Source organism: Streptomyces sp. NPDC086023, assembly GCF_044540325.1.
In the GTDB taxonomy this organism is placed as follows: domain Bacteria; phylum Actinomycetota; class Actinomycetes; order Streptomycetales; family Streptomycetaceae; genus Streptomyces.
The window spans coordinates 90724-115043 of record NZ_JBITRX010000007.1 but is presented as its reverse complement, the minus strand read 5'-3'; the positions used below and the strand labels follow the sequence as shown (position 1 = coordinate 115043).

Here is a 24320-nt window from a genome sequence, read left to right as displayed (position 1 = left end):
GACTCCACGCCCTCGCCGGTCTGGAAACAGCCGTGGCAGAACGACCGTTGGCGGCGCGCGTTCGGGATGACGGCCCCTGGCGGAGCCAGTAGTACCCCGAGTCCGACTCAAAGCCGGCCTTCGGGGATCTCCGCCCCGGGGGTGGCGGAGACGGCCCAGCGCCAGGGGGCGCCGGACCGGAGGTTCGGGACCGAGGGCGGCCCCGACCAGGACAAGCTCCACGCCATCCAGCGCGAGATCCTCCGTGCCGAACGCAGCCCCCAGCCCGCCGCCGGCGAGCCGACGGTGCAGAGCGTCCAGCCCACGATCCGCCGCTTCACCGGCAACAAGCGCACCGACCGCGTCGGCCCGCTGCGCTTCACCCGCACTGAGCGCGCCCGCCTGATCAAGGCCGCCGCCGAGCACAACTACAAGGGCGAATCCGGCCTCGCCGCCGACATCGTCCTGGCCTTCATCGACGGCCGGTTCACCGCCAACCTCCCCCTGTCCGAGGACCGCCGCCGCACCCACGTCTTCCGCGCCCAGGTCCTCCGCCAGTGCAACCGCATCGGCGTCAACATCAACCAGATCGCCCGCGCCCTGAACAGCGATCTCACCCCGCCCGGCATACGCCAGCGCCTCGACGAACTCCACGACCTGCTCACGGTGATCGCCGAGGCCCTGCGCGAGCCCGCCGACCCGAGGGAGGTCTGACCACCGTGATCGCCGCCATCAAGCCCTCCGGCGCCAACACCCGTGGTCTGCTCGCCTACCTCTACGGCCCCGGCCGCCACGACGAGCACACCGACCCGCACATCGTGGCCGGCTTCGCCATGCTCGCCATGCCCGACCCCGGCCGCGACGAGAACGCCACCCTCACCCAGCTCGCCCGCTACCTCGACGAACCCGTACGCCTCCGCAACAGCGAGTTCGGCAAGAAGATCACCGACCACGTCTGGCACTGCCCCGTCCGCGCCGCCCCCGAAGACCGCTACCTCTCCGACGCCGAGTGGGGCGAGATCGCCCAGCGCATCGTCGCCGCGGCCGGCATCGCCCCCGAAGGCGACGACCTGGCCTGCCGCTGGATCGCCGTACGCCACGCCGACGACCACATCCACATCCTCGCCACCACCGTCCGCGAGGACGGCCGCCGCCCCAAGCTCCACGACAGCGGCATCCGCGTCGGCGACGCCTGCCGCCAGATCGAGAAGGACTACGGCCTGCGCCGCCTGAGGAAGGGCGACCGAACCGGCACCCGCGCGCCCACCCAGGCCGAGATGCACAAGGCCCAGCGCCTCGGCTGGGAGCACACCAGCCGCGAATGGCTCCAGGACCGCATCCGAGCCGCCATCCCCCACGCCCGCACCGCCGAGGAACTCCTCGCCTACCTCGAGGCCGACGGCATCGCCATCAAGGCCCGACGCGGCCCCTCCGGAGATCTCCTCGGCTACGCCGCAGGCCGCCCCGGCGACCTCAACAAGGACGGCGAACAGATCTTCCACCCCGGCGGGAAGATCGCCCCTGACCTGACCCTCCCGAAGCTCCAGGCCCGCCTCGAAGCCGGCAAGCCCGAGGAACACCCCACCGCCCGCCGCAACCGTCCGACCACCGCCTGGCACCAGGCCACCGAAGCCCTCGACAGCTTCCGTACTGACCTCGCCGACGACACCCACGCCCAAGCGCACATCACCGCTCTCGGCGAACTCCTCGAAGCCACCGCCCAGAAGGCTCCCACCCACCTCCGCACCGAACTCCAGGCCGCATCCAAGGTGTTCGCACGCGCCCAGCGTTCCCAGATCCGGGCGAAGGACCGCGCTGCCCACGCCATCCGCCACGCGGCCCGCGACATCGTCCACACCGCCACCGGCCCCGACGGCAGCGCCCTCGCCGCACTCCTCGCCGCCCTTCTGTGGGCCGGGATCATCGCCAACCGCTGGCACGAGGCCAAGGGCCACGCCCACCAAGCCGACGCCGCCCGCCAAGCCCTCCACCACCTACAGGCAGCCGCCGACCAGGCCCTCACCCCCCGCTCGTCATACTCGAACAGCGTCAACCGAAGCGGGAAGCCCGCCGCACCCTCGCCCACGACGTACGCGCCGCCGTCCCAGGCCACGCCGACCGGATCCTCACCGACCCCAGCTGGCCCGCCCTCGCCGCCCTCCTGGCCGACGCGGAGGCCCGAGGCCACCAACCCCACCAGCTGCTCAAGGAGGCCGCAGCCCAGCGCGAACTGGCCACGGCCCGCCAGCCCGCCCGTGTTCTGATCACCCGCCTCCAGCACACCAGCCGCAACCCAAGCCCCAACCTCCGCGCCGAAGCAGCCCGCCGCCGCACTGCTGCCAACGGCGCGACAGTCCCTCGCCAGCAGGTCCCGAGCACGTCGACAGCCACGGCACCTGCGCCGTCTGCGAGTCAGTCCGGTAGGCCTCGTCGTTAGCCAGAGTGGAGACAAGACAGCGGGGGAGTGAGTTGATCTCACTCCCCCGCTCCTTCACTCAGGTCAGCCCTGGGCAGTGCGAGCCTTCATCCAACGCTCGGCAACCGATGCGTTCATCGTGTAGAAGAACTCCGACTTCAGCCCCGGCTCGCTCGTGAGCGCCTCCACCCACGTCATCGGCCAGTTGCGGCGCTTGTAGTGCTTGCGTATGGCACGAGTGAACGCCGAGAGGTTGCCTTGCAGGCTCTTCTTCTCCATGCCCAGATGGTTGGCGATCGAGGTGTAGCTCACGCGCGTGTCGGGCTGCTCGGCCAGGAAGTCGAGCACGCGGACGACCGTCTGCACCGAGCCCAGCGGTTCGATGGCCAGTCTGCGGAAGTCCTCTACGGTCCACTCGACGACCGGGAGCGTGTCGCCGTCCGGCGAGTCCGCCGCCGAATCAACCGACGGAACCGCGGAGACAGGTGGAGTAACGGCCGTGGCTCCGGTCAGCTCGGCAAGGTAGGCGTAAACCTGCGTGACGTACTGGCTCGGTACGGGCACCGAGACGAATTGCTGCTGGGCTTCCTGCCTCATGGTTCCTCCCCGGGTCTGTCCGTCAGTCCTGGCGTCTCACGGCAGGACTGACTCTGGCATACCAACAGGCGTGATGTCTATCGATTAATGTCAGTTACTCCCATGTAGTCTCGGATAATGCCTGGCTCTCCTAACGCTTCTGACCCGCTCTTGTCGCTGCCCCGCCAGCGGGTCGGCTGCGGGGCAGCGACACTTCGACCACCGTCAGGGGGTCAGGCGGTTCGGTCCGCGGAAGAGGAAGGCAGCCTCGCGGATGGAGTCCAGGCCGAGCATGACCATGAGGATCCGGCCGAGGCCGGCGCCGAGGCCGCCGTGGGGCGGGCAGCCGAAGCGGAAGATGTTCAGGTAGTCCTGCATCGGCTCGGTGCTCATGCCCTTCTCCTCTGCCTGCTTCAGCAGGACGTCGGAGCGGTGCTCGCGCTGGGCCCCGGTGGTGACCTCCAGGCCCTTCCACAGCAGGTCGAAGCTGAGCGTCAGGTCGGGTCGGTCCGCAGGGCGCATGTGGTAGAAGGGCCGGATGCTTGCCGGGTAGTGGGTGATGAACGCGAACTCGTGCCCGGTCTGCTCCTTCATGTGCGCGGCGATCCGACGTTCACCGTCCGGGTCCAGGTCCTCCTTCAGCCCCTCCGGGTCCCAACCGCTGGCCCGCAGGACCTCCTGTGCGTCGGCCATCGTGATCCGCGGGAAGGGAGGCTGCGGTACCGCCACCTCGACCCCGAAGACCTCTCGGATCCGCTCCCCGTGGACCTCGGCGACCTTGGCGATGGCGTGGGCGAGCATCTGCTCCTCGAAGGCCATCACGTCCTTGACGTCGTCGATCCACGACAGCTCCACGTCGACGCCGGTGAACTCGGTCGCGTGCCGGGAGGTGAACGACGGCTCGGCCCGGAAGACGGGGCCGATCTCGAAGACGCGGTCGATGCCGGCGGCCACCGCCGTCTGCTTGTAGAACTGCGGTGACTGCGCCAGGTAGGCCGACCGGTCGAAATAACCGAGCTTGAATACCTCCGCCCCGGACTCCGAGGCGGTTCCCATGAGCTTCGGGGTGTGCATCTCCGTGCAGCCGTGCTCCATGGCGTACTCGCGCAGCCCCTGCTCCAGGGTCGTCTGCACGGTGAACACCAGCTGCGCGGTCTCCCGCTTGCGGACGTCGAGGAACCGCCAGTCCAGCCGGTGCTCGGGCCCGGTGTGCTCGTCGATCGGCAGCGGCGTCTCCGCAAGGTTCAGCACCTCGACCGACTCGGGGACGACCTCCAAGCCGCCCAGCTTGACCTGGGCCGCGTCCACGACGCGCCCGGTGATCCGGACGGCGGACTCCGGGGTAAGGGACTCGAGGACGGCCTCCAGCGGGCCGCCGTCGCGCTTGTGGGTCACCTGGACCAGGCCGGAGTGGTCGCGCAGGATCACGAACTGCATCTTGCGCTGCAGCCGGAGTGCGTTCACCCAGCCGGAGACAGAGACGGTCTGGTCGATGTGGCCGCGTAGGTCAGAGGTCAGAATGCGGCTCGTAGTGTGGATCATCGCAGCCCTCCAGGGGCGTCGTCATGATCCCTTGGGAGTGCGGGCGAGAAGGGAACTCGCGGTACCACCGCACTTTCGCCGCCACCCGAGGGCAGCGGCCTCATTCAGCCCTGTGACGGGGGCGAACCGGCGGGGCATTGGGCCAAGCGGCCGTTCCTCCCCGCGCTCAGGAGGGTCTTCACCTTCGGGCGCGAGTCCGCCTTCCCAGCTGCCGGCGGCTCTCTCTGCTCGCGTGACCCTCGGCAACTCGGCCGGATCGCGGGCGTCGATGAGGCGGGAGGCCGCGGTGGCCAGTCGGCGCTGCTGGTCCTGCTGCTGGGCGGGGCTGCCCCAGCGGTTGAGGTCGTGGCGGAAGATCTCCTCCTGGCGGGACCAGTCGGCCAGCCAGGTCAGCCAGCTCACCGCGGTGCGTTTGGCGAAGCCGAAGGTCACGTGGGTGCTGTGCCCGTCACCGTGGCCGACGCGGGTGGCCGCGTGCCAGTAGCCGCGCGGGATGTGCATGACGTCGCCGGCCTTCATGGTGCCGGTCCAGACGATGTCCTCGCTGGGCGTGTTGTTCCGCTCGGCATCCCGGTACATCGGCACGGGCCGGGAGGCGCCGCGTACCTCCCACTGCTTCTCGCCAGCGAGCTGCACGATGACGACGTCGTGGTCGTCCCAGTGCAGGTCGAAGCCGGAGGCGTCGTTGGTGGTCAGGTAGACGTTGGCCTGGACGTGCTCGCGCGACCACCACTGCAACGCCCGGCACGCCACCTCCATGGTGGCGTCGAAGACGTTCGACTGGTCGAGGACCAGCGTCGCTCCGTCCCGCAGGTGGTTGCCGACGCGGCGCATGTCCGCCATGGGTATGGCCTGCCCGCGGGGTGTGACCTGGCGGTTCAGATAGGCGTCGGGGTGCATCTCCTCGCCGCCCTTGAAGAACCGGAACTGCGGGTTGGACACGCTCCGGCGCATGACCATGTCGAGCAGTCGCTGCGGCGTGAGGAGCCTGGTGACGACCTCGGGGTCGCTGATGCTGCCTCGGGCGAACGCCGTACCGAGCGGGGCCGGGTCATCCCACCCCAGTGCCTCTTCGATTGCGTGGACCAGACGGTGTTCCATGAGCCGTTCCCTTTCCTTGCCTCGGATGGGACGTGAAAGGCGGAGGGGCCGCGGTGCGCGGCCCCTCCGCCATGGAGCCGGCGGCGCTTACGCCGCGTGGTTCAGCCCGTCACCGGTGGGCCAGGGGCCGTCGCCCGAGCCGCCCTGTCCCGGGTCGGAGGCGTTGCTGTCGTGCCGGTCGTGGACGCTCGCGAGAGCTTCCACGGCCACCAGGAGGCCCTCCTCGACGGAGGGCTTGGTGTCCTTCACTTGGTGCTCCTTCCTCTACCGATCTCCCGCCGGGTCCGGCGGGAAGCTTTGGTGTGCGGAGGTGCTCGATACTGCGAGGGGCCGCCCCCATGGCCGTGGGGTTTCACCACGGGGGCGGGGCTCAGGGGCCTGCGCTCAAGGGCGGCGCAGGCGCTGTTCCGGCGCGCGGTGCCGTCCACCGCTGGGCTCGGAGGGTGCCTCCATGCCGGGACGTGGATCAGGCTGCGCCGGGCGGGTCGGCTCGTCGCCGAGGAGGATCGCCTGCCAGACCCGCTCCTGGAGCTCCTGGATGCAAGGCCCACAGGCATACATGGGGGCCTGGGCGCCGGCGACGCTGACCGGCCCGATCCACAGGACGCGGGTCCACTGCTGGCCGCAGTAGAGCCAGCAGCGGCCGTCCTCCCACCGGTTGCCGTCGTCGGTGGCGGCCGGGGCGGGCAACCCGCCGCGGGCGAAGTCGGCGATGCCGGGGATCACTCGAGGCGGCATGGCGAGTTCCAGAAGCACTGCGCGGCCTTCAAGGTTCAGTCGGCCTGAACGGCCACGGGGGTGGGGTCGGCCTTCTCGGCGTCCGAGAAGAGGAGGGTGGGCTCGGCGAGGATGTCGCGGCCGGCCTCGCTCTTGTAGATCTCGTCCACACTGCCGAACCTGGCTTCGGCGTAGTCGAGTTCCAGGAGGGCAGCGGCCTGCCGGACGGACGCCTCGTCGGGGCCCTCGATCTCGACGAAGGTGGGGAGGTCGGGCCAGGTGTCGAAGTCGAAGGCGACTTCTCCCAGGCGCCACTCCTCGCGGTAGTTCTCCTGGTAACGGACCTCGCTCAGGCCGAGCCGGCGGAGGATGTCGGCCATGGCGTGCAGGTCGGCGATCTCCGTCTCGATCTCGGTGGTGCCGTCGATCGTGGTGGAGTCAGTGACCTGCTTGAGCGTGAGCGTGGACCGGGTGCCCTCGTCCCGCAGGCGAAGCCAGGCACCGCCGTCCAGGTTGTCGTTCTCGAAGATCTTGCGGGTGAGGAGGGTCCGGGGAAACGCCTGGACAGCGCCCAGCCTGGTCAGCCTGTCCTGGAGGTCGGCGACGTCGACGGCCAGGAACTTCGCCTCGTACTCGTGCTTCATCAATCCTTCTTCCCGTAGCGGTGCAGGGTGGGCGTACGGGCCGTCAGGAGCAGGCCCATGCGGTGGGTGTGGTCCTGGAGCTGCCCGACGTGTGCCCGCTCGGTGAACTCGGTCGTCCGCAGCGTGAGCAGGACGTCCCAGTCGCCGATGAAGTGGCGGCGGAGCTTCTCGGGGGACGTGTAGTGCTCGACCAGGAAGTGGCGCTGCTCGACGGGCATCATGAACTCCGCGCCGAACAGGCCCCCGGGACGCACGAGGCGCTGCATGCGGTCGACGAACTCGGCGAGCGGGCGGTGGTGGTTGGCACTGTAGTGCCACGAGCAGCTCGTCCAGACGGCGTCGCAGGGCGAGTCCAGCGGGTCGCCGGTGAGGAAGTCCTCCTCCACCACCTGCACGCGGTCGTACAGCTCCTCCAGCTTGAGCCGGTCGATCAGCCCCAGCGCGTGGGCGTGCTCGTCACCCGGAAGGTGGACCTCGCCACCGTGCAGGGCGAGCGGGTCACGCTCTATGGCGACGACGCGGTAGCCGGCGGCGGCCAGCGGCAGGATGAACTTGCCATCACTGGCTCCGACGACGGCGACCGTGGCGTCAGGGGCAGTGTGCTCCCTCAGCGCGGCGAGGAACTGGGGGAAGAAGGTGAGGGTGTGCTCCCACAGGCTCTGAGTCTGCACGGGCGTGCGCTCCTTGGGTGTCGGTGGCGAGGATCGCCTGGATGACCTCGTCGGGGCCGCGGCCCGTGGTGTCCACGCGGTGCATCGGGAACGGGGCGTAGGCATCGGTGACGCGGCCCGAGGCTCTCTCGACCAGGGCGTCCCACCGAGAGTCCGGCTTGTCCCGGCCGGTGAGCCGGGCCTGGCGCTCGTCCTCTTCGCACTCCAGGTAGTACGTGACCGGCTGTGGCAGGTCGGGCGGCAGCGTGATGCCGAGGCGGGCGCCGAGCGCCTGGTGGTTGGCCAGGCAGCGGGCGAAGTAGCTCTCCACGACGACCGGGGTGCCGGCGGAGAGGTACCGCCGGATCTCGTCGGCCGCGGTGAACAGGGCGGAGAGGTAGAAGCACATCCGGGCCTCCACGTTCTCCCGCCGGTCCACCTCTCTCCGCAGCGGCTGGTAGAAGGCCGGCACGGTCGGGACCAGGACGGCTTCCCGGGCTGCGGCCAGCATGGGGGCGATGGTCGACTTGCCGGTGCCGCGCAGCCCTTCGATGCTCTCGAACCGCGGGTGGTCAGACACGGGCGTACACCACATCGGGCACCGCGAGGGTGAGCTCGTCGGTGGCGGTCGGGCGGTGGACGATGTGGTCGGCGAGCTTGTCGTACCAGAAGGCGTGGGAGTCCTTGCCGACGGCCTTGCAGGACATGGTCAACGCGCCGCGCGGATCGGCTTCGATCCGATCGATCTCCACCGGCCCGCCCACGGGGGCACAGATCTCGGGGGCGCCGTCTTCGGACAGGTCCTCGTCGACGATCACCTCGATGTCCAGCCGGGTCTCCTGGAGCTGCTCGCGCAGCCGGGCGTACGCGGCGGAGTCGGTGATCAGCAGTTCCGGGTGGTTGGCGGCGTGGCCGACGGGTCGCAGACAGTGGAGCTTGAGCTGGCGCGCGCCGAGATCCTGGAGGGTGCGGGCCAGGGGCAGCACCTCGTCGATGTTTCTGGAGGTGACCGTCATGGTCGCCCCGGTGCGGACGCCGAGCTCCCGGGCGAGGTCGAGAGCGCTCAGCGCACTCTCGTAGCTGCCGGCCTTGCGGATGTGGTCGTTGGTCGAGCCGATGCCCTCCAGCGAGACCCGCAGCAGGTCCACGTACGGCGCGATTTCGGTGAGCCGGCGCTCGATCCGGTAGCCGTTCGTGCAGATCTCGACCTGGAGGCCCAGCTCCTGCTTGGCGTGCCGGACGACACGGGCGAGCTCCTTGTAGACGAACGGCTCCCCACCGAGCAGGGTGACGGCCTCGGTGCCGTACTCCTCACGCATGAGGGTGAGGAGGTTCGCGGCCTGCTCGGCGGTGAACGCGTCGGCGTGCTGGAGCCGCGTGCCGTGGAAGCAGTGCAGGCACTCGAAGTTGCAGCGGTACAGCAGCTGCAGGTACAGCATGCGGATCCTACGGATCCCGGTGACTTCCCCGATCACGTGTGGGCCCCCTTCGGCCAGTCGCCTCGTTCGAGCCCTGATCGTGGCTGAGGGGGCCGGGACCGCATCACCGCGTATACGGACGCTCCCGAGGACGTCCCGGGACGTTTTCAGCGCCCTGCGAAGCCCTCCAAGAGCGCGATGACCTGATCCGTGGCCGACAGGTCCGGCAGTACTACTGGCGCGCCGGCGGCTGCCAGCTCGTCGGCGCTGTGGATGCCGGAGGCGACGGCGACGATCTCCGAGCCGGTGGCGAGGGCAGCCTCAACGTCCCGGGGAGTGTCCCCGACCAGTACGACGGGGACGTCCTTATCTACGCCCTGTAGGCGCTGGACCCGCTCCCGCGCGACGGCGACGAGGTCGGGCCGCTGCTCGGCATCGGCCCCGTACGCCCCAACATGCAGATCCAGCAGTGAATCGAGATCGAAGGCGGACAGCTTCACTCGGGCATTGGCCGCGATGTTCCCGGTCAGCACCGACGACACCCAGCCGGGGTGCGCCGATGCCACCAGAAGTACGTCGCGCACCCCCGGCAGCGCCGCCCCCCGACGGCGCAAATCCTCCCGACGCTTCTGGCCTGCCTCGGCGAGAGTCGCCTCGACCAGGGACCACTCAGGCTCTTCCAGACCGTGCTGCTGGAACATCCCGCGCATGATCAGGCGATCCGTCCTGCCCTCCGTCCGTGCCGGCCCCACAGGGGCGTGACCAACGAGGGCTGAGAAGGCGGCGGCGTAGATCTCCTTGCTGACGCCGGCGTTCTCGATGAGCGTGTGGTCGATGTCCCATAGGACGATGAGCTGCATGGCGTCAGCGTAAGGACACTCGACTTTCCCCACGCCGCGGGAACGTCCCGAAACGTCCTTGCCCGATCACTCCCGGCTCCGCTTGCATGACACCTGTGAACGAGCGACTGCACTCCGTACTCGCCCAGCGCGGCGTCACCCCCGAGTCGCTCGCCGAGCTTTGCGAGGTGGACCCCAAGACCGTCGGTCGCTGGCTCGGCGGTCGCGTGCCGCACCCACGGCACCGGTTCCGGGCCGCCCAACACCTGCGGGTGGAGGAGTCCTTCCTCTGGCCCGTCCCGCAGCCACGGTCGACCAAGCCCACCGCCGCGTTAGGCAGCGAGCTGATCGGCACCTACGAGAACCGCGCCAGCGTCCCCCGAGACATGTGGCTCACCCTCCTCCAGGAGGCACGGGAGCAGATCGGAGTGCTGGTCTTCTCCGGCACGTTCTTCGCCCAGTCCAACCCCCAGGTCGCCGAGATGCTCGCAGAGCGGGCCGCCGACGGCGTCCGCGTACGCCTGTGCTTCGGCGACCCGGGCGGCCAGGCAGTCGCCATCCGAGGACGCGAGGAAGGCATCGGCGACACCCTCGCCGCCAAGATCCGCGCATCCCTCACCTACTACCGCCCGCTACTGCCGGAGGCCGGCTGCGAAGTGCGGCTCCACGACACCACGCTCTACACGTCCTTGTTCCGCTACGACGACCACCTGCTGGTCAACCCGCACGTGTGGGGCCGGCCCGCCAGCGCCAACCCCCTCCTGCACCTCAAGGGGGCTGACGGTGCAGGGTGGTTCGACAACTACGCTCAAAGCTTCGAAGCCGTCTGGGCCACCGCACGGCCCTGGACTCCCGACCAGGAGGGGACCGCCGCACATGGGCAGGACTGAGTACTACAACGACCCCGCCGCACCGAAGGCGAACACCCTCATCCCCGCAAGCAACCTTCTCGTCGTCGACGACAGCGGCGCCATCCTGCTCCAGCGCCGCCGCGACACCGGCCAGTGGGCCCTGCCCGGCGGAGCCCAGGACATCGGCGAAACTGCGGCCCAGTGCGCGATCCGCGAATGCCTGGAGGAGACCGGCATCGTCGCCGAGATCACCGGCTTCCTCGGCGTCTACACCAACCCGAAGCACATCGTCGCCTACACCGACGGCGAGATCCGCCAGCAGTACGAGAACACCTACATCGGCCGCCCCATCGGCGGCGCGCCGACGATCAACGACGAGGCCGACGGCGTCCGCTTCATCCAGCCCTCCGACCTCGACAAGTACGACATCCACGCCAGCATGCGCCAGCAGATCGGCGACTACCTCGGCGGCACGTACCCCTATCTCGGCTGAGCCACCAGCGCCGCCTCCACCCGCCCCACGGCGGCGAAGATCTCCGGCGTCGCCCGACGGATGAACCGCCCGACCACGCTGTCGTCACCGTAGCGGCCAAGGATCTCCGCGACTCGCTCCTCGGCGGTGGTCCGGCCGCCGTCGGGAGTGGTTGTCATGTCGCAGTACACGAGGGCCTCCACCAACAGTGGCTCCTCCAGCAAGGGGAACTCGCCTGCGAGCTCCTCCCGCAGCCCCCGCTCCTCGGCCTCCAGGAGTGCGAACGAGTGGTTGGCCACCAGCCGCACCAACCGCTCGTCGGCCCCGTGCTCGTCGCGAAGGAACCGGGCCCCGTCCAGCGGATGGAACCCAGTTGTGGCTAGGCGCGGCGCGTACCCGACATCGTGAAGCGTGGCGGCGGCGATGATGAGGCTGGCGTCCTGGCCGAGGACCTGACTTACTAGGACTGCGCGCTTGGCCACTCCCTGCGTATGCGCCCACCTCCGCGGGAGCGTGCTGCTGAGCTCTACCTCCGCGACCAGCGTCGCCCACTCCTCGATCAGATCGCCCATGCGGGCTCTCTGCCCGGACTGCACCGCGAGCAAGCCTGGCCAGATACGCGCATTCGTCTCGGCTCCGGATGCCACCGATCCTGCCGGTGTCGTTACGTGACTGACGGACAGGGTGCCGCCGTAGGGATCTGGGGGGGGTAGGCCCGCCAGTCGACTGGGAACCTCACCGCCGTGTGAGAGCGGGATCCCTCGCCGGATTGATGTGCGAGTGAGGTCGTTCAGCGAAGTACCGAATGGCAGACTTAGGCCGACAATAAGCATCACCAGCCGCCAAGCTGACGGAGCGGCTTTGATCCGAGAGGCACCCAGTGGTCCGAGACGATGCGGCGAGCTTCTTGGAAGACTGCGACGCCCGGGCACTTCCATGGCCCCGACCGCAAGGCACTCCTGTATCGCTGAACACCGAGCGCGTAATGTTCGGAAACGGCGATTCCGCTCTTGAAGTCGCAGTCGCCTGGTCGGAGACGGGTCAGCCAAAGATCGAAGACGTTCGACGGCTGTGGAAGCTGCGCCACGCTAACCGGCCCGCGCCGGTGCTGCTGGTTGTACTGTACGCCGACGCCGATGCCACCAAGGCCATTACGTGTGGAACCCACGGCGACCCGTCGGCAGTGGCCAGCCTAGAGATCGGTCAACTGGAACGTGTCTGTGCAGTCGCGCTTCAAGAGCCGGACCGGCACGCTGCCCACCGCGCCTTGGAGCGCCTCCTCGTGGGTGTCAGGGATCAACTCAGCTCCGGGCTGAATAACCAAGGGCTCTTCGCCACCCACGAGCTGCGCGCGGGTGTACCGCGCCGCAGTGACTGGCAGGATGCCTGCCGGCATGCTGCGTCTCTGTTGGGGATCAGCGGTGTCTCACTGATCCATGGTCTCGGCTACACCACCGCCCCGCGCGGCTCGGCGGCGCTCCTGCTCACGCATGAAGGCGCCCACCGGGCTATCGGCGTACTGCTCGACGCGGGAGAGGTCTTCGACCGGCCGTCCGCCCGCTTCGGGGCGGTATCGCCGGTAGCTCACGCCATCGCGCTTGCGGTCCGTGAAAACGTGCCGTGGGTCATCGTCACGCGTGGCAGCCAGATTCGCCTTCACCCGGTTCGGCCAACCGTCGGGACCGGCCGAAAGAGCCAGGGCGAGACCTACGTCGAACTTGATCTTGGGCTGCTGGCTGGAGATAGGGCTGGCTACCTCCCGCTGTTGTTCTCCCCAGCGGCTCTCGCTCCCGGGGGAAGCGTCGAGCAGATCCTGGCAGCCTCAACGGATTTCGCGGCAGACCTCGGAAGCAGGCTCCGTGAAAGGATCTACCGGGAGGTCGTGCCGGACCTGTCGGTCGCGGTTGCCCGCCAGATGCGCGTCGCTACTGACAGCGATCTACTCGAGGCGTACCACCGGACCCTTTTGATCCTCTTCCGGCTGCTGTTCCTGGCCTACGCCGAAGACCGCAAGCTGCTGCCTTACGGCCGCAATCCGCGCTACGACAGGCACGCCGTCAAGTCCCTGGCCAAGGACCTCGCTGCCGATCCGGATCAGTCCTTCGACTCGCAGGCCACCGCGCTCTGGGACGACATGCTTACCGTGTGGACAGCAGTCGATAGCGGTAACCGAGGCTGGGACGTTCCCGCGTATAATGGCGGCCTGTTTACGCAGGACCCTCTGGTTAGCCCTTCGGGTGCTGCCCTGGCTAACATGCATCTCACCGACGCCGAGTTCGGACCCGCGCTGCGCGCGCTCTTGGTTGATGTCGGTCCCGATGGTGAACGTGGGCCGGTGGACTTCCGATCCCTTTCGGTCCGTGAGTTCGGCACCATCTACGAGGGGCTGCTGGAGTCATCTCTTTCGATAGCTCCCGTTCCCCTGACCGTGAACAAGGACGGCGCGTTTGTCCCCTCCGAGGCCGGGGCGACCGTGGACGTCCCCGCCGGGCAGGTGTACTTCCACAACAACGCTGGTAACCGGAAGGCGACGGGTTCGTACTTCACCAAGTCCTTCGCGGTGGAGCACCTGCTGGACACAGCCCTTGAGCCAGCACTACGAACACACTTGGACCGTGTTCTGCACTTCCTGCAGGCAGGTGATGACGCTGCTGCAGCGGACGCCTTCTTCGACTTCCGCATCGCAGACTTGGCCATGGGATCTGGGCACTTCCTCGTTGCGGCCATCGATCGCATCGAAAGCAGGTTCACGGCCTTCCTTGCCGAGCATCCAATCGCTGCTGTGGCCGACGAACTTACTCGACTCGCCCAAGCAGCCCAAGAGGCTTTGGGGGACCACGGGGCTGCAGTCGAGATCGAGACATCCGCGCTGCTCCGTCGGCAGATCGCTCGCCGATGCGTCTACGGGCTCGACCTTAACCTCATTGCGGTCGAGCTGGCGCGCCTGGCCATCTGGATCCATACGTTCGTCCCCGGACTGCCGATGTCCTCGCTGGAACACGGCCTAGTTGTCGGCAATAGCCTCACCGGCATTGGCACGCTCGACGAAGCACTGGAGGTACTTGAGCCCAAGGCCGGCATCGGACAGATGTCCCTGTTTGCCGACAAGATCGAGGATGCCTTGCGGAAGGCGGGCGACCTGTTGCTCCGCGTGGCGTGTACCGACGAGGCGAAGAAGGCAGAGGTCCAGGATGCGGCCCGCGCCTATCAGCGTGCCCTTGTTGATGCCCAGGACGCCAAGCACATCTTCGACGCCGCAGTGGCTGTCCGGCTCGGCCTCCTTCCGCTTCCCGCCGACGCCGACGAGGCCATTAGTGCCGTGGCAGACGATGGCGAGCAGGCCGAGCTCATTCGGCAGGAACTCGACCGTTTCGGTGTGACTCACCTGCCGTACCGGTTCCCCGAGGTTTTCGTGCGCACCCGCCCTGGGTTCGATGTGATCCTTGGGAACCCGCCGTGGGAGAAGGTGCGTTGGGAGGCCGCTCCGTTCTGGGCTGGCGTTTACCCCGGGCTGATGGCCCTGCCGGACAAGAAGCGCGATGCGAAAGTGGAGGAACTGCGCTCCACGCACCCCGTGGAGGCCGCTGAGGAAAAGAGAGAGGAAGCGCATCGCGCTGTCCTGCAGGGCCTCTTCAAGAAGGCATACACGCTGCGCGGTGGCACCCATTTGGAACTTGCCCAGTTGATGCTTGAGCGGGCAATAAGGCTACGCCGCGACTCGGGACATCTCGGACTGGTGCTGCCTCGCCAGAGCATGGTCCTGGCCGGATGGAAGAACCTCCGCGAGGAGTTGGCCACGCATCACGACCTGCGGATCGTGCAGGGCCGCAACCGCGCCGAATGGATCTTCGAGGATGTGCATGCCTCGTACGCCGTGGTCTTTCTCAGTGTTGCTGCTACCCCGGCACCCACCACCTGCGTATGGGTCGCGAACAGCCCTGCAGACGTCGCAGCAGCTGGTGACGCCACCGCGATCGTGCTAACGCAGGATGACCTTGCTTCCTTCTCCGAGACTCATGTCATCCCCTGGTTCGCAGACCGGGCTGATCGGGTTGTCTTCGACGTGATGCGAGCAGGGCCACGCCTTGCCTCGGGCAAGGGGTGGATTAAGGCTACTCACGACGCGCGCTGGGACTTCCGTGGAAGTGGCCCTGATCGGGGTTTGGCAGCTCGAGCTGATGCTGCGGACGCATGGAAGATCCTAATGTCCGCACACGTTGATCAGTTCAGCTTCGACCTTGACAAGCCTTTCAAGCAGTTTGTCACGGACCACGACGGGCTCATCGCAAAGCGGAGAGGAGTCGCCAAGAAAGATGGGAACGTAATCCTTACGGACTGCCACCCGTTGATCATCGTGCGCCATCCAAGCCGTAGCGATGACTCGCGGACACTGATTGCTGCTGCCCTTCCTGAGACCGGCCTCCTCCACAACAAGGGTTATATCCATGCGGTGATGCATGGTCCTGGAACTGGCCAGAATGAGCGTCTGGCCTTGCTCGGGCTGCTTAACACCATCACCGTGGACTGGTGGGCGCGTCGGTTCGTTGACCGCCACGTCACAGCCCCGGTAATCAACCAGATCCCTCTGCCCAACTGGACACCGGCGCAGGTCGACGAGGCTGCACAGATCACAGGCAGTCTCCTTGCCCGCCACGGCTACACCCGCCTGGCCGGCGGGATCGTCGTGTCCGATGCCAGCCTGGGCGACGACACTGCGCTGCTGGCCGCTCTGGAGCGTCTTGCCCTAGGTGGCTACGGGCTTGACCAAGGCGCCCTGGAACTGATCGCAGCAGACTTCAACGCGACCGGGCTCCCGATTGCCCTGCGCGAAGCACTCGGCGTCGCTCACATCCCGGCCAAGAGCAACAAGTAGGTCTGCACGCACGCTCACGAACCCGTCCTTCGTACCTACGACCCTGGGCCGCCGCGTGGGAGCGGCGGCCGGGAAGCGGAGCACCAAGAATGAGCGAACAGCCCGGGGGGGACTTCCGCCCAACCTTCTCCACCAATCAGCCTGACGGGTCGACGGTGGAAGACGCGCTCAATAAGCTGTTGCAGGGGATGAGGACTAGCCTCGCTGAAACGCCCCAGATCTCCATCGCCTCGGCCTATTTCAACCCAGGGGGATTCGTTCTCCTGGCTGACCAGCTTGAACACTTCCCATCGGTTCGGCTTTTGCTTGGAGCGGACCCCGATCCACAACAGCGCGGCGTGCGCCCTCTATCGGCGGGACTCGGCCGTCGCGCTGAGAAGGAGCGGCTCCGGAGAGCGCTGGAAGGTCACCAGCGTCAGCTTGAGCAGGATCGGGACCTGCTGGGCTTCACAGCTGAAGCGGATCAGGCTGCCCACCGCCTTGTGGCATGGCTGCACTCGGGCAAGGTGGAAGTGCGCCGCTTCGAGAGCGGGTTCCTGCATGGTAAGGCGTTCATAGTTGACGGCCCCATGCCAGGTGTGATGTCCGGTTCTAGCAACTTCACCTTCGCTGGCCTATCTCGTAATAAAGAGCTCAACCTCGGCCAGTATCAGCCTGAGCCTGTGCACGCCGTCCAAACGTGGTTCCAGGACCTGTGGGACGCTGCTGTGCCGTTCGACCTCGCCGGGGTGTACGAGCCGCGGTGGCACCCCAACCAGCCCTGGACAGTCTTCCTGCGCATGCTGCACGAACTCTATGGGCTCGAAGTCGAGCAAGAGAGCGCAGCTCGCCTTCGGACAAAGCTTGGCCTGACGGGGTTCCAAGCTGATGGCGTCTGGCGGGCACAACGGATCCTGGACCAGCTAAATGGCGTGGTCATCGCCGATGAGGTTGGTCTAGGCAAGACATTCATTGCCGGAGAGATCATTCATGACACGGTGATTACTAACCGGCAGAAGGCTCTCATCGTCGCCCCCGCCACCCTGCGTGACTCAACGTGGTCCCCATTCCTGCGTCAGATGAACCTGCCTGCGCAAGTGGTCTCCTTCGAGGAACTAGTCCGAGGCATCGACGATGCCGGGCAATTGGGGGCCGCACTGCAAGATCTGGACGAGTACGCCCTCGTGGTTGTGGATGAGGCCCACGCGCTGCGTAACGCTGCGACGCGTCGCGCCGATGCTCTACGCACTCTTGCCGAAGGCAGCAGCCCTAAGAAGCTGGTCATGCTCACTGCCACCCCGGTCAACAATAGCCTCTACGACCTGTACAACCTCATCTCATACTTCGTCACGAACGACGCGGCCTTCGCGAGCTCCGGAGTCCCTTCCCTGCGCGCCTATTTCGACCGCGCCATGGCCATGAACCCCGATGACCTGTCACCTGAACATCTTTTCGATGTCCTCGACAAGGTCGCAGTCCGGCGGACCCGCCGCTTTGTCCGTAATAACTATCAGGGCGACCGCGTGACCATTGGCGGTGTCGAACGGGAGATCGCCTTTCCCACACCCCGGGTGCATCGGGTCGAATACAGGCTCGACAAGGTGCTGCCAGGGATGTTCGACCGCCTCGCCACTGCTCTTGGTTCCGACGACGGGCACGACGATGACACCGCCGTCCCCCTGTATGCCCCAGGAACGGTTCTCAGCCTCGCCCGTTACGTCCCGTCTCGTTTCCGTCGTGCCGGCCGTGAAGAACAGTTCGAGCAGCAGAACGCCGGGCTGCTTCGCTCCGCGCTGCTCAAGCGGTTCGAGTCCTCTGCCTATGCCTTCCAGCGCACGCTCGACAAGATGATCGCCAGTCACGAAGCTTTCCTGGGGGCCCTCGAGCAGGGACTGGTCCTCACGGGCGACGCACTGCGTGAGTGGTCATCCTCAGACAGCGACGATCTCGAAGCGTTCATCGATGCGGTAGGTGATGGCCAGGCGGATGGCGTTCAGGCCGCCAGTAACTATGACGTCCCGGCGCTCACGGAGGCCGTCCAGGCTGACCTTAGTCTCCTCACCCAGTTTCGAGACGAAGTCCAAGCTCAGCAAAGCGGACCAGACCCCAAGATCGATGCGCTGGTTGAAGAACTCGTCCAGATCGCTGCCCAGGCGCAGGCCGAAGGTATCACCGATCAAGACACCCGTGACAAGCGCAAGGTACTAGTCTTCTCCTACTACGCCGACACCGTCAGCCACATCCACAGCCGCCTCGCGTTGGCTTTGGAGTCCGACCCGCGCCTCGCCGCCTATCAGGGCCGTCTCGTAACAGCAGCTGGTCCGGATCGCGACCAACGTTCTCACGTTATTTCCGGGTTTGCTCCCCGTACTGCTGGCGACCCAGGCGACGAAGACAGGTATGACCTCGTTATCGCGACCGATGTCCTCGCCGAAGGCGTCAACCTGCAACAGGCCCGCCACATCATTAATTACGATCTGCCCTGGAACCCAATGCGTCTGGTTCAACGTCATGGGCGTATTGACCGCATCGGGTCCGACCATCGGGAAGTGTTCCTTCGCTGCTTCTTCCCGGATCAGCAACTCGAACGTCTTCTTGGTTTGGAAGAGCGCCTGCAACGCAAGCTCAAGCATGCTGCTGCAGCCACGGGCGTCGGTGAGGTCCTTCCGGGTTTCGCCGGCCGTGACGTCAACATTACTGAGACCCGCGCTGAGATTGACCGGCTCCGTCGTGAAGATGCTGCCCTCTTCGAAGAGGGCGGTGCTTCGGCGTTGTCCGGAGAGGAGTACCGGCGGCGACTTCAGAAGAACCTTGCAAATCCGGTACTGCGCGACGCTGTCCTTGCCCTGCCGTGGGGAAGCGGGTCGGGATTTGCCCGCAGCGCTGATAGCCAACCGGGAATCATTTTCTGCGCTCGCATCGGGGATCACCCCAAGCCGTGGTTCCGGTATGTCCCGCTGACCGATCATTACGCCATCACCCGCGACGAAGCCGGGCAGCCGATAATTGTCGACGACACTCTTGCTTGCCTGTCTGCTGCAGATCCCGTCGACCCCGACACTCAGCCCGTGCTCCACGATGCCATTCACCAGGCAGCCTACGAAGCCTGGTCCTGCGCGAGGAGTCACATTGTCACTTCGTGGATGCACAACGCGGATCCGGCCAACCTCACTCCAGAGATTCCGAAGGTTATGCGCGAGGCCGCAGCCTTCATTCGCCGACACGGCGCGCACCTGGGCGACCACCAAGACGAGCTTGTGGAACGCATCGAGGCGCCCTACAGTCCTCGCATCTTGAGGAGTTTCCGCGCTGCCCTCACCGAACCAGGTCCCCCCAAGGACGTCGTCAACCGTCTCGGCGAGCTTGCCGACCGCCTTGGGTTGGCACCTCAGTCTGCCCCTGAGCCACTCCCCCCTATCACCGGCGATGATGTCTACCTCGTCTGTTGGTTGGCTGTCCTACCAGCAGATAGGGGATCGGAAGAGCCGGAGCTGGCGTGACCAAGGTGTCGGCCGTGCGTTCTACGACCCCGTAGGCGATGCGCCGACCGCTCCTGGTCGGAGCGCATCGGGGTGTGGAGACGGCTCTGCGTCGGTCGTGCCGAAGCTGAGCTGGGGCGAGTTTGCGTGAGCGCTGCGTGAGCGGACTGGGTGGCACTAGGGTGGACCGAGCATCATGGTGATCACGGGCAGATGTCTCTGACCTGGGGAAACGGGATTCTGTAGCACTGTCCGGCACCAGGCGGGATGATCTTACGGGCCCTCGTAATGCGTAGGTCTCGGGTTCGAATCCCGAAGGCGGCTCCAGGGAAGCCCCAGTCCGGATCCGTCCGGGCTGGGGCTTCTTGGTCTGTCCGGGAGGATGGGGGGATGAGCGACGTGACTGCGGGTGCGGGGCGGGCGGGGGTTTCGGTGCGGGTGGCCGGGGAGGCGGATCTGGATGCCGTCACCGGGCTGTTCCTGGGGTACCTGGAGTTCTACGAGGTGCCGGTCGAGGATCCGGAGCGGCCGCGCGCGTACCTCGCCGAGCGGATGGCCAAGGGTGAGTCGACCGTGCTGGTCGCGGAGCGGGACGGGGTCGGGATCGTGGGCTTCGCCCAGGTGTACCCGACCTTCGCCTCGCTGGAGATGCGGCCGGTCTGGGTGCTGTACGACCTGTTCGTGGCCCCTTCCGGGCGCCGGAGCGGGGCCGGGCGGGCGCTGCTGAGGGACGTGCTGGAGCGGGCGCGGGTGGCCGGGGTGGCCGGCGTACAGCTGGAGACTGCGTACGACAACGACACCGCCCAGGCGCTGTACGAGGCGGAGGGCTTCGTCCGCGAGAAGTTCCACGTGTACTTCCACGGCCTGCGGTGAGTCAGGGCCGGGGAGCGGCCGGAAGTTCTGCGGAACACGGTGAAACATCCGGTGGGGTTCGGCGCGTCCTAGTGGGTGTGGGCGCGCTGCGGGGGCGCGCCCCGTGAGAAGGGGGAGGGATGGGAGGGTCCCGTACGGACGGGTTCCGCGAGTTCGCCGCCGCGCGCACCGGGCACCTGTACCGCTCTGCGTGCCTGCTGACCAGTGGTGACACCCATCTCGCAGAGGATCTCGTGCAGGAGACCCTGGGGCGGATGTACGTGCTCTGGGGGCGGCGCCTCTCGCGGATCGACAATCCGGCTGCGTACGCCCAGACCGTGCTGGTGCGTGAGTTCCTGACGCACCGTCGCCGGAGCTCCTCGTCCGAGCGCCCGCACGGGGAACTCCCCGACACGGACGCCGCGCCCACGGGCGCGGACCCGGCGCTGCGGATCACGCTGCTCGGGGCGCTCGGGGAACTCTCGCCCAAGGACCGGGCGGTGATCGTGCTGCGGTACTGGGAGGACCGCAGCATCGAGGAGACCGCCGACGCGATGAACGTCAGCTCCGCTGCCGTGCGGACCCGCTGCACCCGCGCGCTCTCCCGGCTGCGCGACCAACTCGGCGGGACACTGGTCGAGTTCGCCATGCGCTGACCGGCGACGGCCGCCGGCGCCACCCGTCGGCGGCACGCGCCCGTACCGCTTCCATTTCCGCTTACGCCCTACGAAGGTGTGGTTCCGCATGCCCTTTGAAGACGATCTCGGACAGGCTCTCCGGCAGACCGGGGACGGTTTCAGCACCGACCAGCGCGCGCTGCTCGACGGCGGCGAGCGCCGCGGACGCCGCCGGCTGGCGCGCCGCCGGGCCGCGGCCGTCACCGGCGGTGCGCTGACCCTCGCGCTGGTGGCCACCGTCGGCGCGTACGCCGGCGGACTGCTCGGCGGCTCCGGCAGCGGCGCGGCCGTGGCCGCCGGGGGCTCGGGCAACGGCAAGGACCCGGGCGTCCCGGAGCGCGGCGGCAGCGGGGCGGTGACCCCGGAGATGCTGATCGCGACGCTGAAGGGGCTGCTGCCCGCCGGCACCCTGACCGACACGCGGGCGCGGGGCACCAAGGACCAGGCCCCGTACGTCTCCGGTGTCTTCGACGACGGGAAGGGCCGGTCGCAGGTCTCCGTCGTGCTCACCCGCATCGACCCCAGCGGGCAGATGTTCCGGCAGATGACGGAGTGCCCGAGCACCACGCAGGTCCCGCACGACGGGTGCACGGAGGAGACCCTGCCGGGCGGCGCCCGCCTGATGCTCTTCCGCGGGTACGTGTACCCCGACCGCCGCAGCGACACCAAGGACTGGCGCGCCACGCTGGCCACCAAGGACGGCTACCTGATCGACGCCAACGAGCACAACGCGCCCGCCGAGAAGGACTCGGGCATCACCCGTGCCGACCCGCCCCTCACCATGGCGCAGATGAAGGTCCTGGTGACCTCCGACCGGTGGCACGCCGCGCTGGAGGACCTCCCCGCGGCCCTGATCGAGCCGCCGGTGCAGACGCCGGCCGGCGGCAACGTCCAGGGCCGGCTGAAGTCCCTGCTGCCCCAGGGCCTGAAGGTCGTGGAGAAGGGCGACGACGGCCCCGACTACACCTTCCTCGTGCTCGACGACGGCAAGGGCAGGTCGCTGGTCCAGATCAACGTCCAGCCGAACATGGGCGATGTGGCCAAGGACCTCTTCGGCAGCGGGGAGGTGACCACTCTGCCCGACGGCACCAAGGTGAAGGCGGAGAAGAAGGTGGGCGAGAAGGGCGGCCAGGGCGTCGTCTGGTGGTCCGTCGACACGCTGCGCCCGAACGGGCTGCGCGTGGTGGTCTCGGCCTTCAACTCCGCCACGCAGCACACCGAGGCGACACGGGACACGCCCGCGCTGACGATGGAGCAGCTGAAGGCGATCGCCACCAGCGACAAGTGGAAGTAGGACCCCGGGGCTCCTGGTCCCGCGCGCGCCCGGGTGCCCGGTCCGCGGGGACGCGGCGGCCCGGTGCGAAGAGGCTGCGGCGGGCCGGTGCGCGGGGGACGCGGCGGCCCGCTGCGGGAGACGCGGCGCCCGGTCTCACTTCGCGTCGGCGTAGCACTCCACGACCGCCGTCGTGAACGGGAAGCGCACGGGGGTCTCCCCGAAGGCGATCCGCCCGGCCAGGTCACCGGCCGCGCGGATCGCCTCCGCCACGTCCGCGGCCTCCTCCGCGGGGCAGTGCACGATCACCTCGTCGTGCTGGAAGAAGACCAGCTCGGCGCGCATCCCGGCGGTCGCCCGGCGCAGGGCCGCCAGCATCAGCAGCGCCCAGTCCGCGGCGCTGCCCTGGACCACGAAGTTACGGGTGAAACGGCCGCGGGCCCGGGCGTTGGTGGAGGCGTACCCGGGGGTCCAGTCCGGGGCGCCGTCCTCCGAACCGGGGCGGCCGTAGGGGCCGGACCCGGGGCCGGAGCCTGGGCCTGATCCGAAGGCGCCGGGGTCGGCGCGGTCGGCCGGGTCGTCCTGGGGGAGGCCCGCCTCGTCGGGGCCGTCCGTCCCCGCGCCCGCCGCCGGCGGGCAGGTGCGGCCCAGGTGGGTGCGTACCAGGCGGCCCTCCTCGCCCGCCTTCGCCGCCTCGTCGACGTACGCGACCGCACGCGGGAAGCGGCGGCGCAGGGCCGCGAGGTTCTTCAGGCCGTCGCCCGAGGTCTGGCCGTACACCGCGCCCAGCACCGCGATCTTGGCCATCTCGCGGTCGCCGGAGAAGGCCCGGTCGGAGACGGCCTTGTACAGGTCGCCGGGCTGGCCGGCGACGTCCATCAGCCCCGGGTCGCGCGAGATCGCGGCCAGCACCCGGGGCTCCATCTGGTCGGCGTCGGCGACGACCAGGCGCCAGCCGGGGTCGGCGACCACGGCCCGCCGGATGATCTTGGGGATCTGGAGCGCGCCCCCGCCGTTGGTGACCCAGCGGCCGGTGACCGTGCCGTTCGCGATGTACTCCGGCCGGAAGCGGCCGTCGTGCACCCAGTCCTGGAGCCAGGACCAGCCGTGCGCCGTGTAGACGCGGTAGAGCTTCTTGTACGCGATCAGGGGCTCGACCGCGGGGTGGTCGATCTCCTGGAGCTCCCAGCGGCGGGTCGACCTGATCCGGATGCCGGCTTCCGCGAAGGCCTTGATGACGTCCGCGGGCAGCTCGGGGCGCACGCGCCGCCCGAAGGCCTCCGAGACCTCGTCGGCCAGCTCGGCCAGCCGGCGCGGTTCGCCGCGGCCCGCGTAGCGCTCGCCGAGCAGCTCGGTCAGCACGGCCCGGTGGACGTCGGCCCGCCAGGGCAGTCCCGTCGCGTTCATCTCCTCGGCCACCAGGGCGCCGGCCGACTGGGCGGCGGTGAGCAGGTGGAGGCGGTCGGGGTGGGCGGTGGCGTCGTGCCGGCGGAGCTGGTCGGCGTAGACCGCGAGCAGGGCCTCGAAGGGCACGGGTGTGGTGGCCGCCGGGCTGAAGAGGCTGGACTGCGTGCCGCGCTCGGGCGTGCGCTGCGGGGGGTCGGGGGGTACGGGGGAGTGGGTCAGCCGGGCCCAGGCCGCCGCGGCCGAGCGGGGTTCGCCGGAGCGGCCCTCGTGGCCGAGGAGGAGCAGCTCGGCGTCCTCGATGTCGTAGCAGCGGTCGACGCGTGCGCCGGCCGCGAGGATGCGGGGGTACAGCTCGTGCGTGGCACGCCAGACCCACCGGGTGCCGGGCGGCGCGAGGTCCAGGGCGGCGGTGAGGCCCGGCACGGTGCGCACGGGCGCGGCGGGGCGGCCGTCCGGGGTGAGGGGCGCTACGCGTACGGGTCCGTCGGCGCCCGTACCGCCGCCGGGCTCGCCGCGGTCACCGTCTCCACCCCCGCCCTCGGCGAGGGCCCACCGCTCGCGGTCGCTCATGAGTG

Annotated in this window: 19 protein-coding genes and 2 pseudogenes; 9 read left to right on the top strand and 12 right to left on the bottom strand. The window is 68.3% G+C overall.

Annotation, left to right across the window (positions count from 1 at the left end):
* The first annotated feature begins 141 nt into the window (after positions 1-141).
* Both mobC and ACIF6F_RS16140 read left to right on the top strand, forming a co-directional pair.
* On the top strand, positions 142-693 hold the full coding sequence (mobC, locus tag ACIF6F_RS16145; protein WP_399946816.1) for a plasmid mobilization relaxosome protein MobC: 552 nt from the start codon (positions 142-144) through the stop codon (positions 691-693).
* Positions 694-698: 5 nt separating this feature from the next.
* Positions 699-2416, top strand: a pseudogene (locus ACIF6F_RS16140) (relaxase/mobilization nuclease domain-containing protein).
* A 63-nt stretch (positions 2417-2479) separates the two neighbouring features.
* On the opposite strand, the gene ACIF6F_RS16135 reads toward ACIF6F_RS16140, so the two are convergent.
* The 10 genes and pseudogenes from ACIF6F_RS16135 to ACIF6F_RS16090 all read right to left on the bottom strand — a co-directional run bounded on the left by ACIF6F_RS16135 (position 2480) and on the right by ACIF6F_RS16090 (position 9903).
* A complete protein-coding gene (locus ACIF6F_RS16135) occupies positions 2480-2992 on the bottom strand; it encodes a hypothetical protein (RefSeq protein ID WP_399946813.1) in 513 nt (170 codons plus the stop codon).
* A gap of 204 nt (positions 2993-3196) precedes the next feature.
* Positions 3197-4513, bottom strand: a complete 1317-nt coding sequence (gene aspS / locus ACIF6F_RS16130) for an aspartate--tRNA(Asn) ligase (protein ID WP_399946810.1) — start codon at positions 4511-4513, stop codon at positions 3197-3199.
* A 246-nt stretch (positions 4514-4759) separates the two neighbouring features.
* A pseudogene (locus tag ACIF6F_RS16125) lies at positions 4760-5614 on the bottom strand (JmjC domain-containing protein); the annotation flags it as partial.
* 87 nt (positions 5615-5701) lie between these two features.
* Complete coding sequence (locus tag ACIF6F_RS16120; RefSeq protein WP_007264923.1) at positions 5702-5863, bottom strand: hypothetical protein; 162 nt, start codon at positions 5861-5863, stop codon at positions 5702-5704.
* Between the two features lie 135 nt (positions 5864-5998).
* Positions 5999-6352: a hypothetical protein gene (locus ACIF6F_RS16115; RefSeq protein WP_399946808.1), complete on the bottom strand. Its 354-nt coding sequence runs from the start codon at positions 6350-6352 to the stop codon at positions 5999-6001.
* 35 nt (positions 6353-6387) lie between these two features.
* Positions 6388-6975 (bottom strand): class IV adenylate cyclase, encoded by a 588-nt coding sequence (locus ACIF6F_RS16110; RefSeq protein WP_399946805.1) that lies wholly within the window; start codon positions 6973-6975, stop codon positions 6388-6390.
* Entirely contained in the window at positions 6975-7646 is a 672-nt protein-coding gene (locus tag ACIF6F_RS16105) for a class I SAM-dependent methyltransferase (RefSeq protein WP_399946803.1), read from the bottom strand. Before ACIF6F_RS16105 ends, ACIF6F_RS16110 begins: the two co-directional genes overlap by 1 nt.
* Positions 7564-8205 carry a hypothetical protein gene (locus ACIF6F_RS16100; RefSeq protein WP_399946800.1) on the bottom strand — a complete coding sequence of 214 codons (642 nt, stop codon included), beginning with the start codon at positions 8203-8205 and terminating at the stop codon, positions 7564-7566. Before ACIF6F_RS16100 ends, ACIF6F_RS16105 begins: the two co-directional genes overlap by 83 nt.
* Positions 8198-9100 carry a radical SAM protein gene (locus ACIF6F_RS16095; protein WP_399946798.1) on the bottom strand — a complete coding sequence of 301 codons (903 nt, stop codon included), beginning with the start codon at positions 9098-9100 and terminating at the stop codon, positions 8198-8200. The genes ACIF6F_RS16100 and ACIF6F_RS16095 overlap by 8 nt, the downstream gene beginning before the upstream one ends.
* Before the next feature lie 110 nt (positions 9101-9210).
* Positions 9211-9903, bottom strand: coding sequence for an HAD family hydrolase (locus tag ACIF6F_RS16090; RefSeq protein WP_399946795.1), 693 nt, complete (start codon positions 9901-9903; stop codon positions 9211-9213).
* A 95-nt stretch (positions 9904-9998) separates the two neighbouring features.
* Between ACIF6F_RS16090 and ACIF6F_RS16085 the strand changes: the two genes are divergently transcribed.
* Together ACIF6F_RS16085 and ACIF6F_RS16080 are read left to right on the top strand one after the other, a co-directional pair.
* Complete coding sequence (locus ACIF6F_RS16085; protein WP_399946793.1) at positions 9999-10772, top strand: XRE family transcriptional regulator; 774 nt, start codon at positions 9999-10001, stop codon at positions 10770-10772.
* Positions 10759-11226: an NUDIX hydrolase gene (locus ACIF6F_RS16080; RefSeq protein ID WP_399946790.1), complete on the top strand. Its 468-nt coding sequence runs from the start codon at positions 10759-10761 to the stop codon at positions 11224-11226. The genes ACIF6F_RS16085 and ACIF6F_RS16080 overlap by 14 nt, the downstream gene beginning before the upstream one ends.
* Here the strand turns inward: ACIF6F_RS16080 and ACIF6F_RS16075 are convergent.
* The gene (locus ACIF6F_RS16075) at positions 11214-11777 is read right to left on the bottom strand and encodes an HD domain-containing protein (protein ID WP_399946787.1); all 564 of its coding nucleotides are present in this window, start codon (positions 11775-11777) and stop codon (positions 11214-11216) included. The genes ACIF6F_RS16080 and ACIF6F_RS16075 overlap by 13 nt on opposite strands.
* A 413-nt stretch (positions 11778-12190) precedes the next feature.
* Between ACIF6F_RS16075 and ACIF6F_RS16070 the strand changes: the two genes are divergently transcribed.
* From ACIF6F_RS16070 to ACIF6F_RS16050, 5 genes are all read left to right on the top strand, one after another.
* The gene (locus ACIF6F_RS16070) at positions 12191-16078 is read left to right on the top strand and encodes an Eco57I restriction-modification methylase domain-containing protein (RefSeq protein ID WP_399946785.1); all 3888 of its coding nucleotides are present in this window, start codon (positions 12191-12193) and stop codon (positions 16076-16078) included.
* An 89-nt stretch (positions 16079-16167) separates the two neighbouring features.
* Positions 16168-19557 (top strand): helicase-related protein, encoded by a 3390-nt coding sequence (locus ACIF6F_RS16065; protein ID WP_399946783.1) that lies wholly within the window; start codon positions 16168-16170, stop codon positions 19555-19557.
* Positions 19558-19926: 369 nt separating this feature from the next.
* Positions 19927-20409, top strand: coding sequence for a GNAT family N-acetyltransferase (locus ACIF6F_RS16060; protein ID WP_399946781.1), 483 nt, complete (start codon positions 19927-19929; stop codon positions 20407-20409).
* A 119-nt stretch (positions 20410-20528) separates the two neighbouring features.
* Positions 20529-21044 carry a SigE family RNA polymerase sigma factor gene (locus tag ACIF6F_RS16055; RefSeq protein ID WP_399946778.1) on the top strand — a complete coding sequence of 172 codons (516 nt, stop codon included), beginning with the start codon at positions 20529-20531 and terminating at the stop codon, positions 21042-21044.
* 88 nt (positions 21045-21132) lie between these two features.
* Positions 21133-22359: a hypothetical protein gene (locus ACIF6F_RS16050; protein ID WP_399946775.1), complete on the top strand. Its 1227-nt coding sequence runs from the start codon at positions 21133-21135 to the stop codon at positions 22357-22359.
* Between the two features lie 135 nt (positions 22360-22494).
* Here the strand turns inward: ACIF6F_RS16050 and ACIF6F_RS16045 are convergent, their stop codons facing one another.
* Entirely contained in the window at positions 22495-24315 is a 1821-nt protein-coding gene (locus ACIF6F_RS16045; protein ID WP_399946772.1) for a bifunctional 3'-5' exonuclease/DNA polymerase, read from the bottom strand.
* Positions 24316-24320: the final 5 nt, after the last annotated feature.

Bases quoted from the DNA above. Each gene is read 5' to 3' on its own strand.
- ACIF6F_RS16135 (WP_399946813.1), bottom strand. From the start codon at position 2,992: ATGAGGCAGGAAGCCCAGCAGCAATTCGTCTCGGTGCCCGTACCGAGC.
- aspS (WP_399946810.1), bottom strand. From the start codon at position 4,513: ATGATCCACACTACGAGCCGCATTCTGACCTCTGACCTACGCGGCCAC.
- ACIF6F_RS16115 (WP_399946808.1), bottom strand. From the start codon at position 6,352: ATGCCGCCTCGAGTGATCCCCGGCATCGCCGACTTCGCCCGCGGCGGG.
- ACIF6F_RS16110 (WP_399946805.1), bottom strand. From the start codon at position 6,975: ATGAAGCACGAGTACGAGGCGAAGTTCCTGGCCGTCGACGTCGCCGAC.
- ACIF6F_RS16090 (WP_399946795.1), bottom strand. From the start codon at position 9,903: ATGCAGCTCATCGTCCTATGGGACATCGACCACACGCTCATCGAGAAC.
- ACIF6F_RS16080 (WP_399946790.1), top strand. From the start codon at position 10,759: ATGGGCAGGACTGAGTACTACAACGACCCCGCCGCACCGAAGGCGAAC.
- ACIF6F_RS16075 (WP_399946787.1), bottom strand. From the start codon at position 11,777: ATGGGCGATCTGATCGAGGAGTGGGCGACGCTGGTCGCGGAGGTAGAG.
- ACIF6F_RS16070 (WP_399946785.1), top strand. From the start codon at position 12,191: ATGTTCGGAAACGGCGATTCCGCTCTTGAAGTCGCAGTCGCCTGGTCG.
- ACIF6F_RS16065 (WP_399946783.1), top strand. From the start codon at position 16,168: ATGAGCGAACAGCCCGGGGGGGACTTCCGCCCAACCTTCTCCACCAAT.
- ACIF6F_RS16060 (WP_399946781.1), top strand. From the start codon at position 19,927: ATGAGCGACGTGACTGCGGGTGCGGGGCGGGCGGGGGTTTCGGTGCGG.
- ACIF6F_RS16055 (WP_399946778.1), top strand. From the start codon at position 20,529: ATGGGAGGGTCCCGTACGGACGGGTTCCGCGAGTTCGCCGCCGCGCGC.
- ACIF6F_RS16050 (WP_399946775.1), top strand. From the start codon at position 21,133: ATGCCCTTTGAAGACGATCTCGGACAGGCTCTCCGGCAGACCGGGGAC.
- ACIF6F_RS16045 (WP_399946772.1), bottom strand. From the start codon at position 24,315: ATGAGCGACCGCGAGCGGTGGGCCCTCGCCGAGGGCGGGGGTGGAGAC.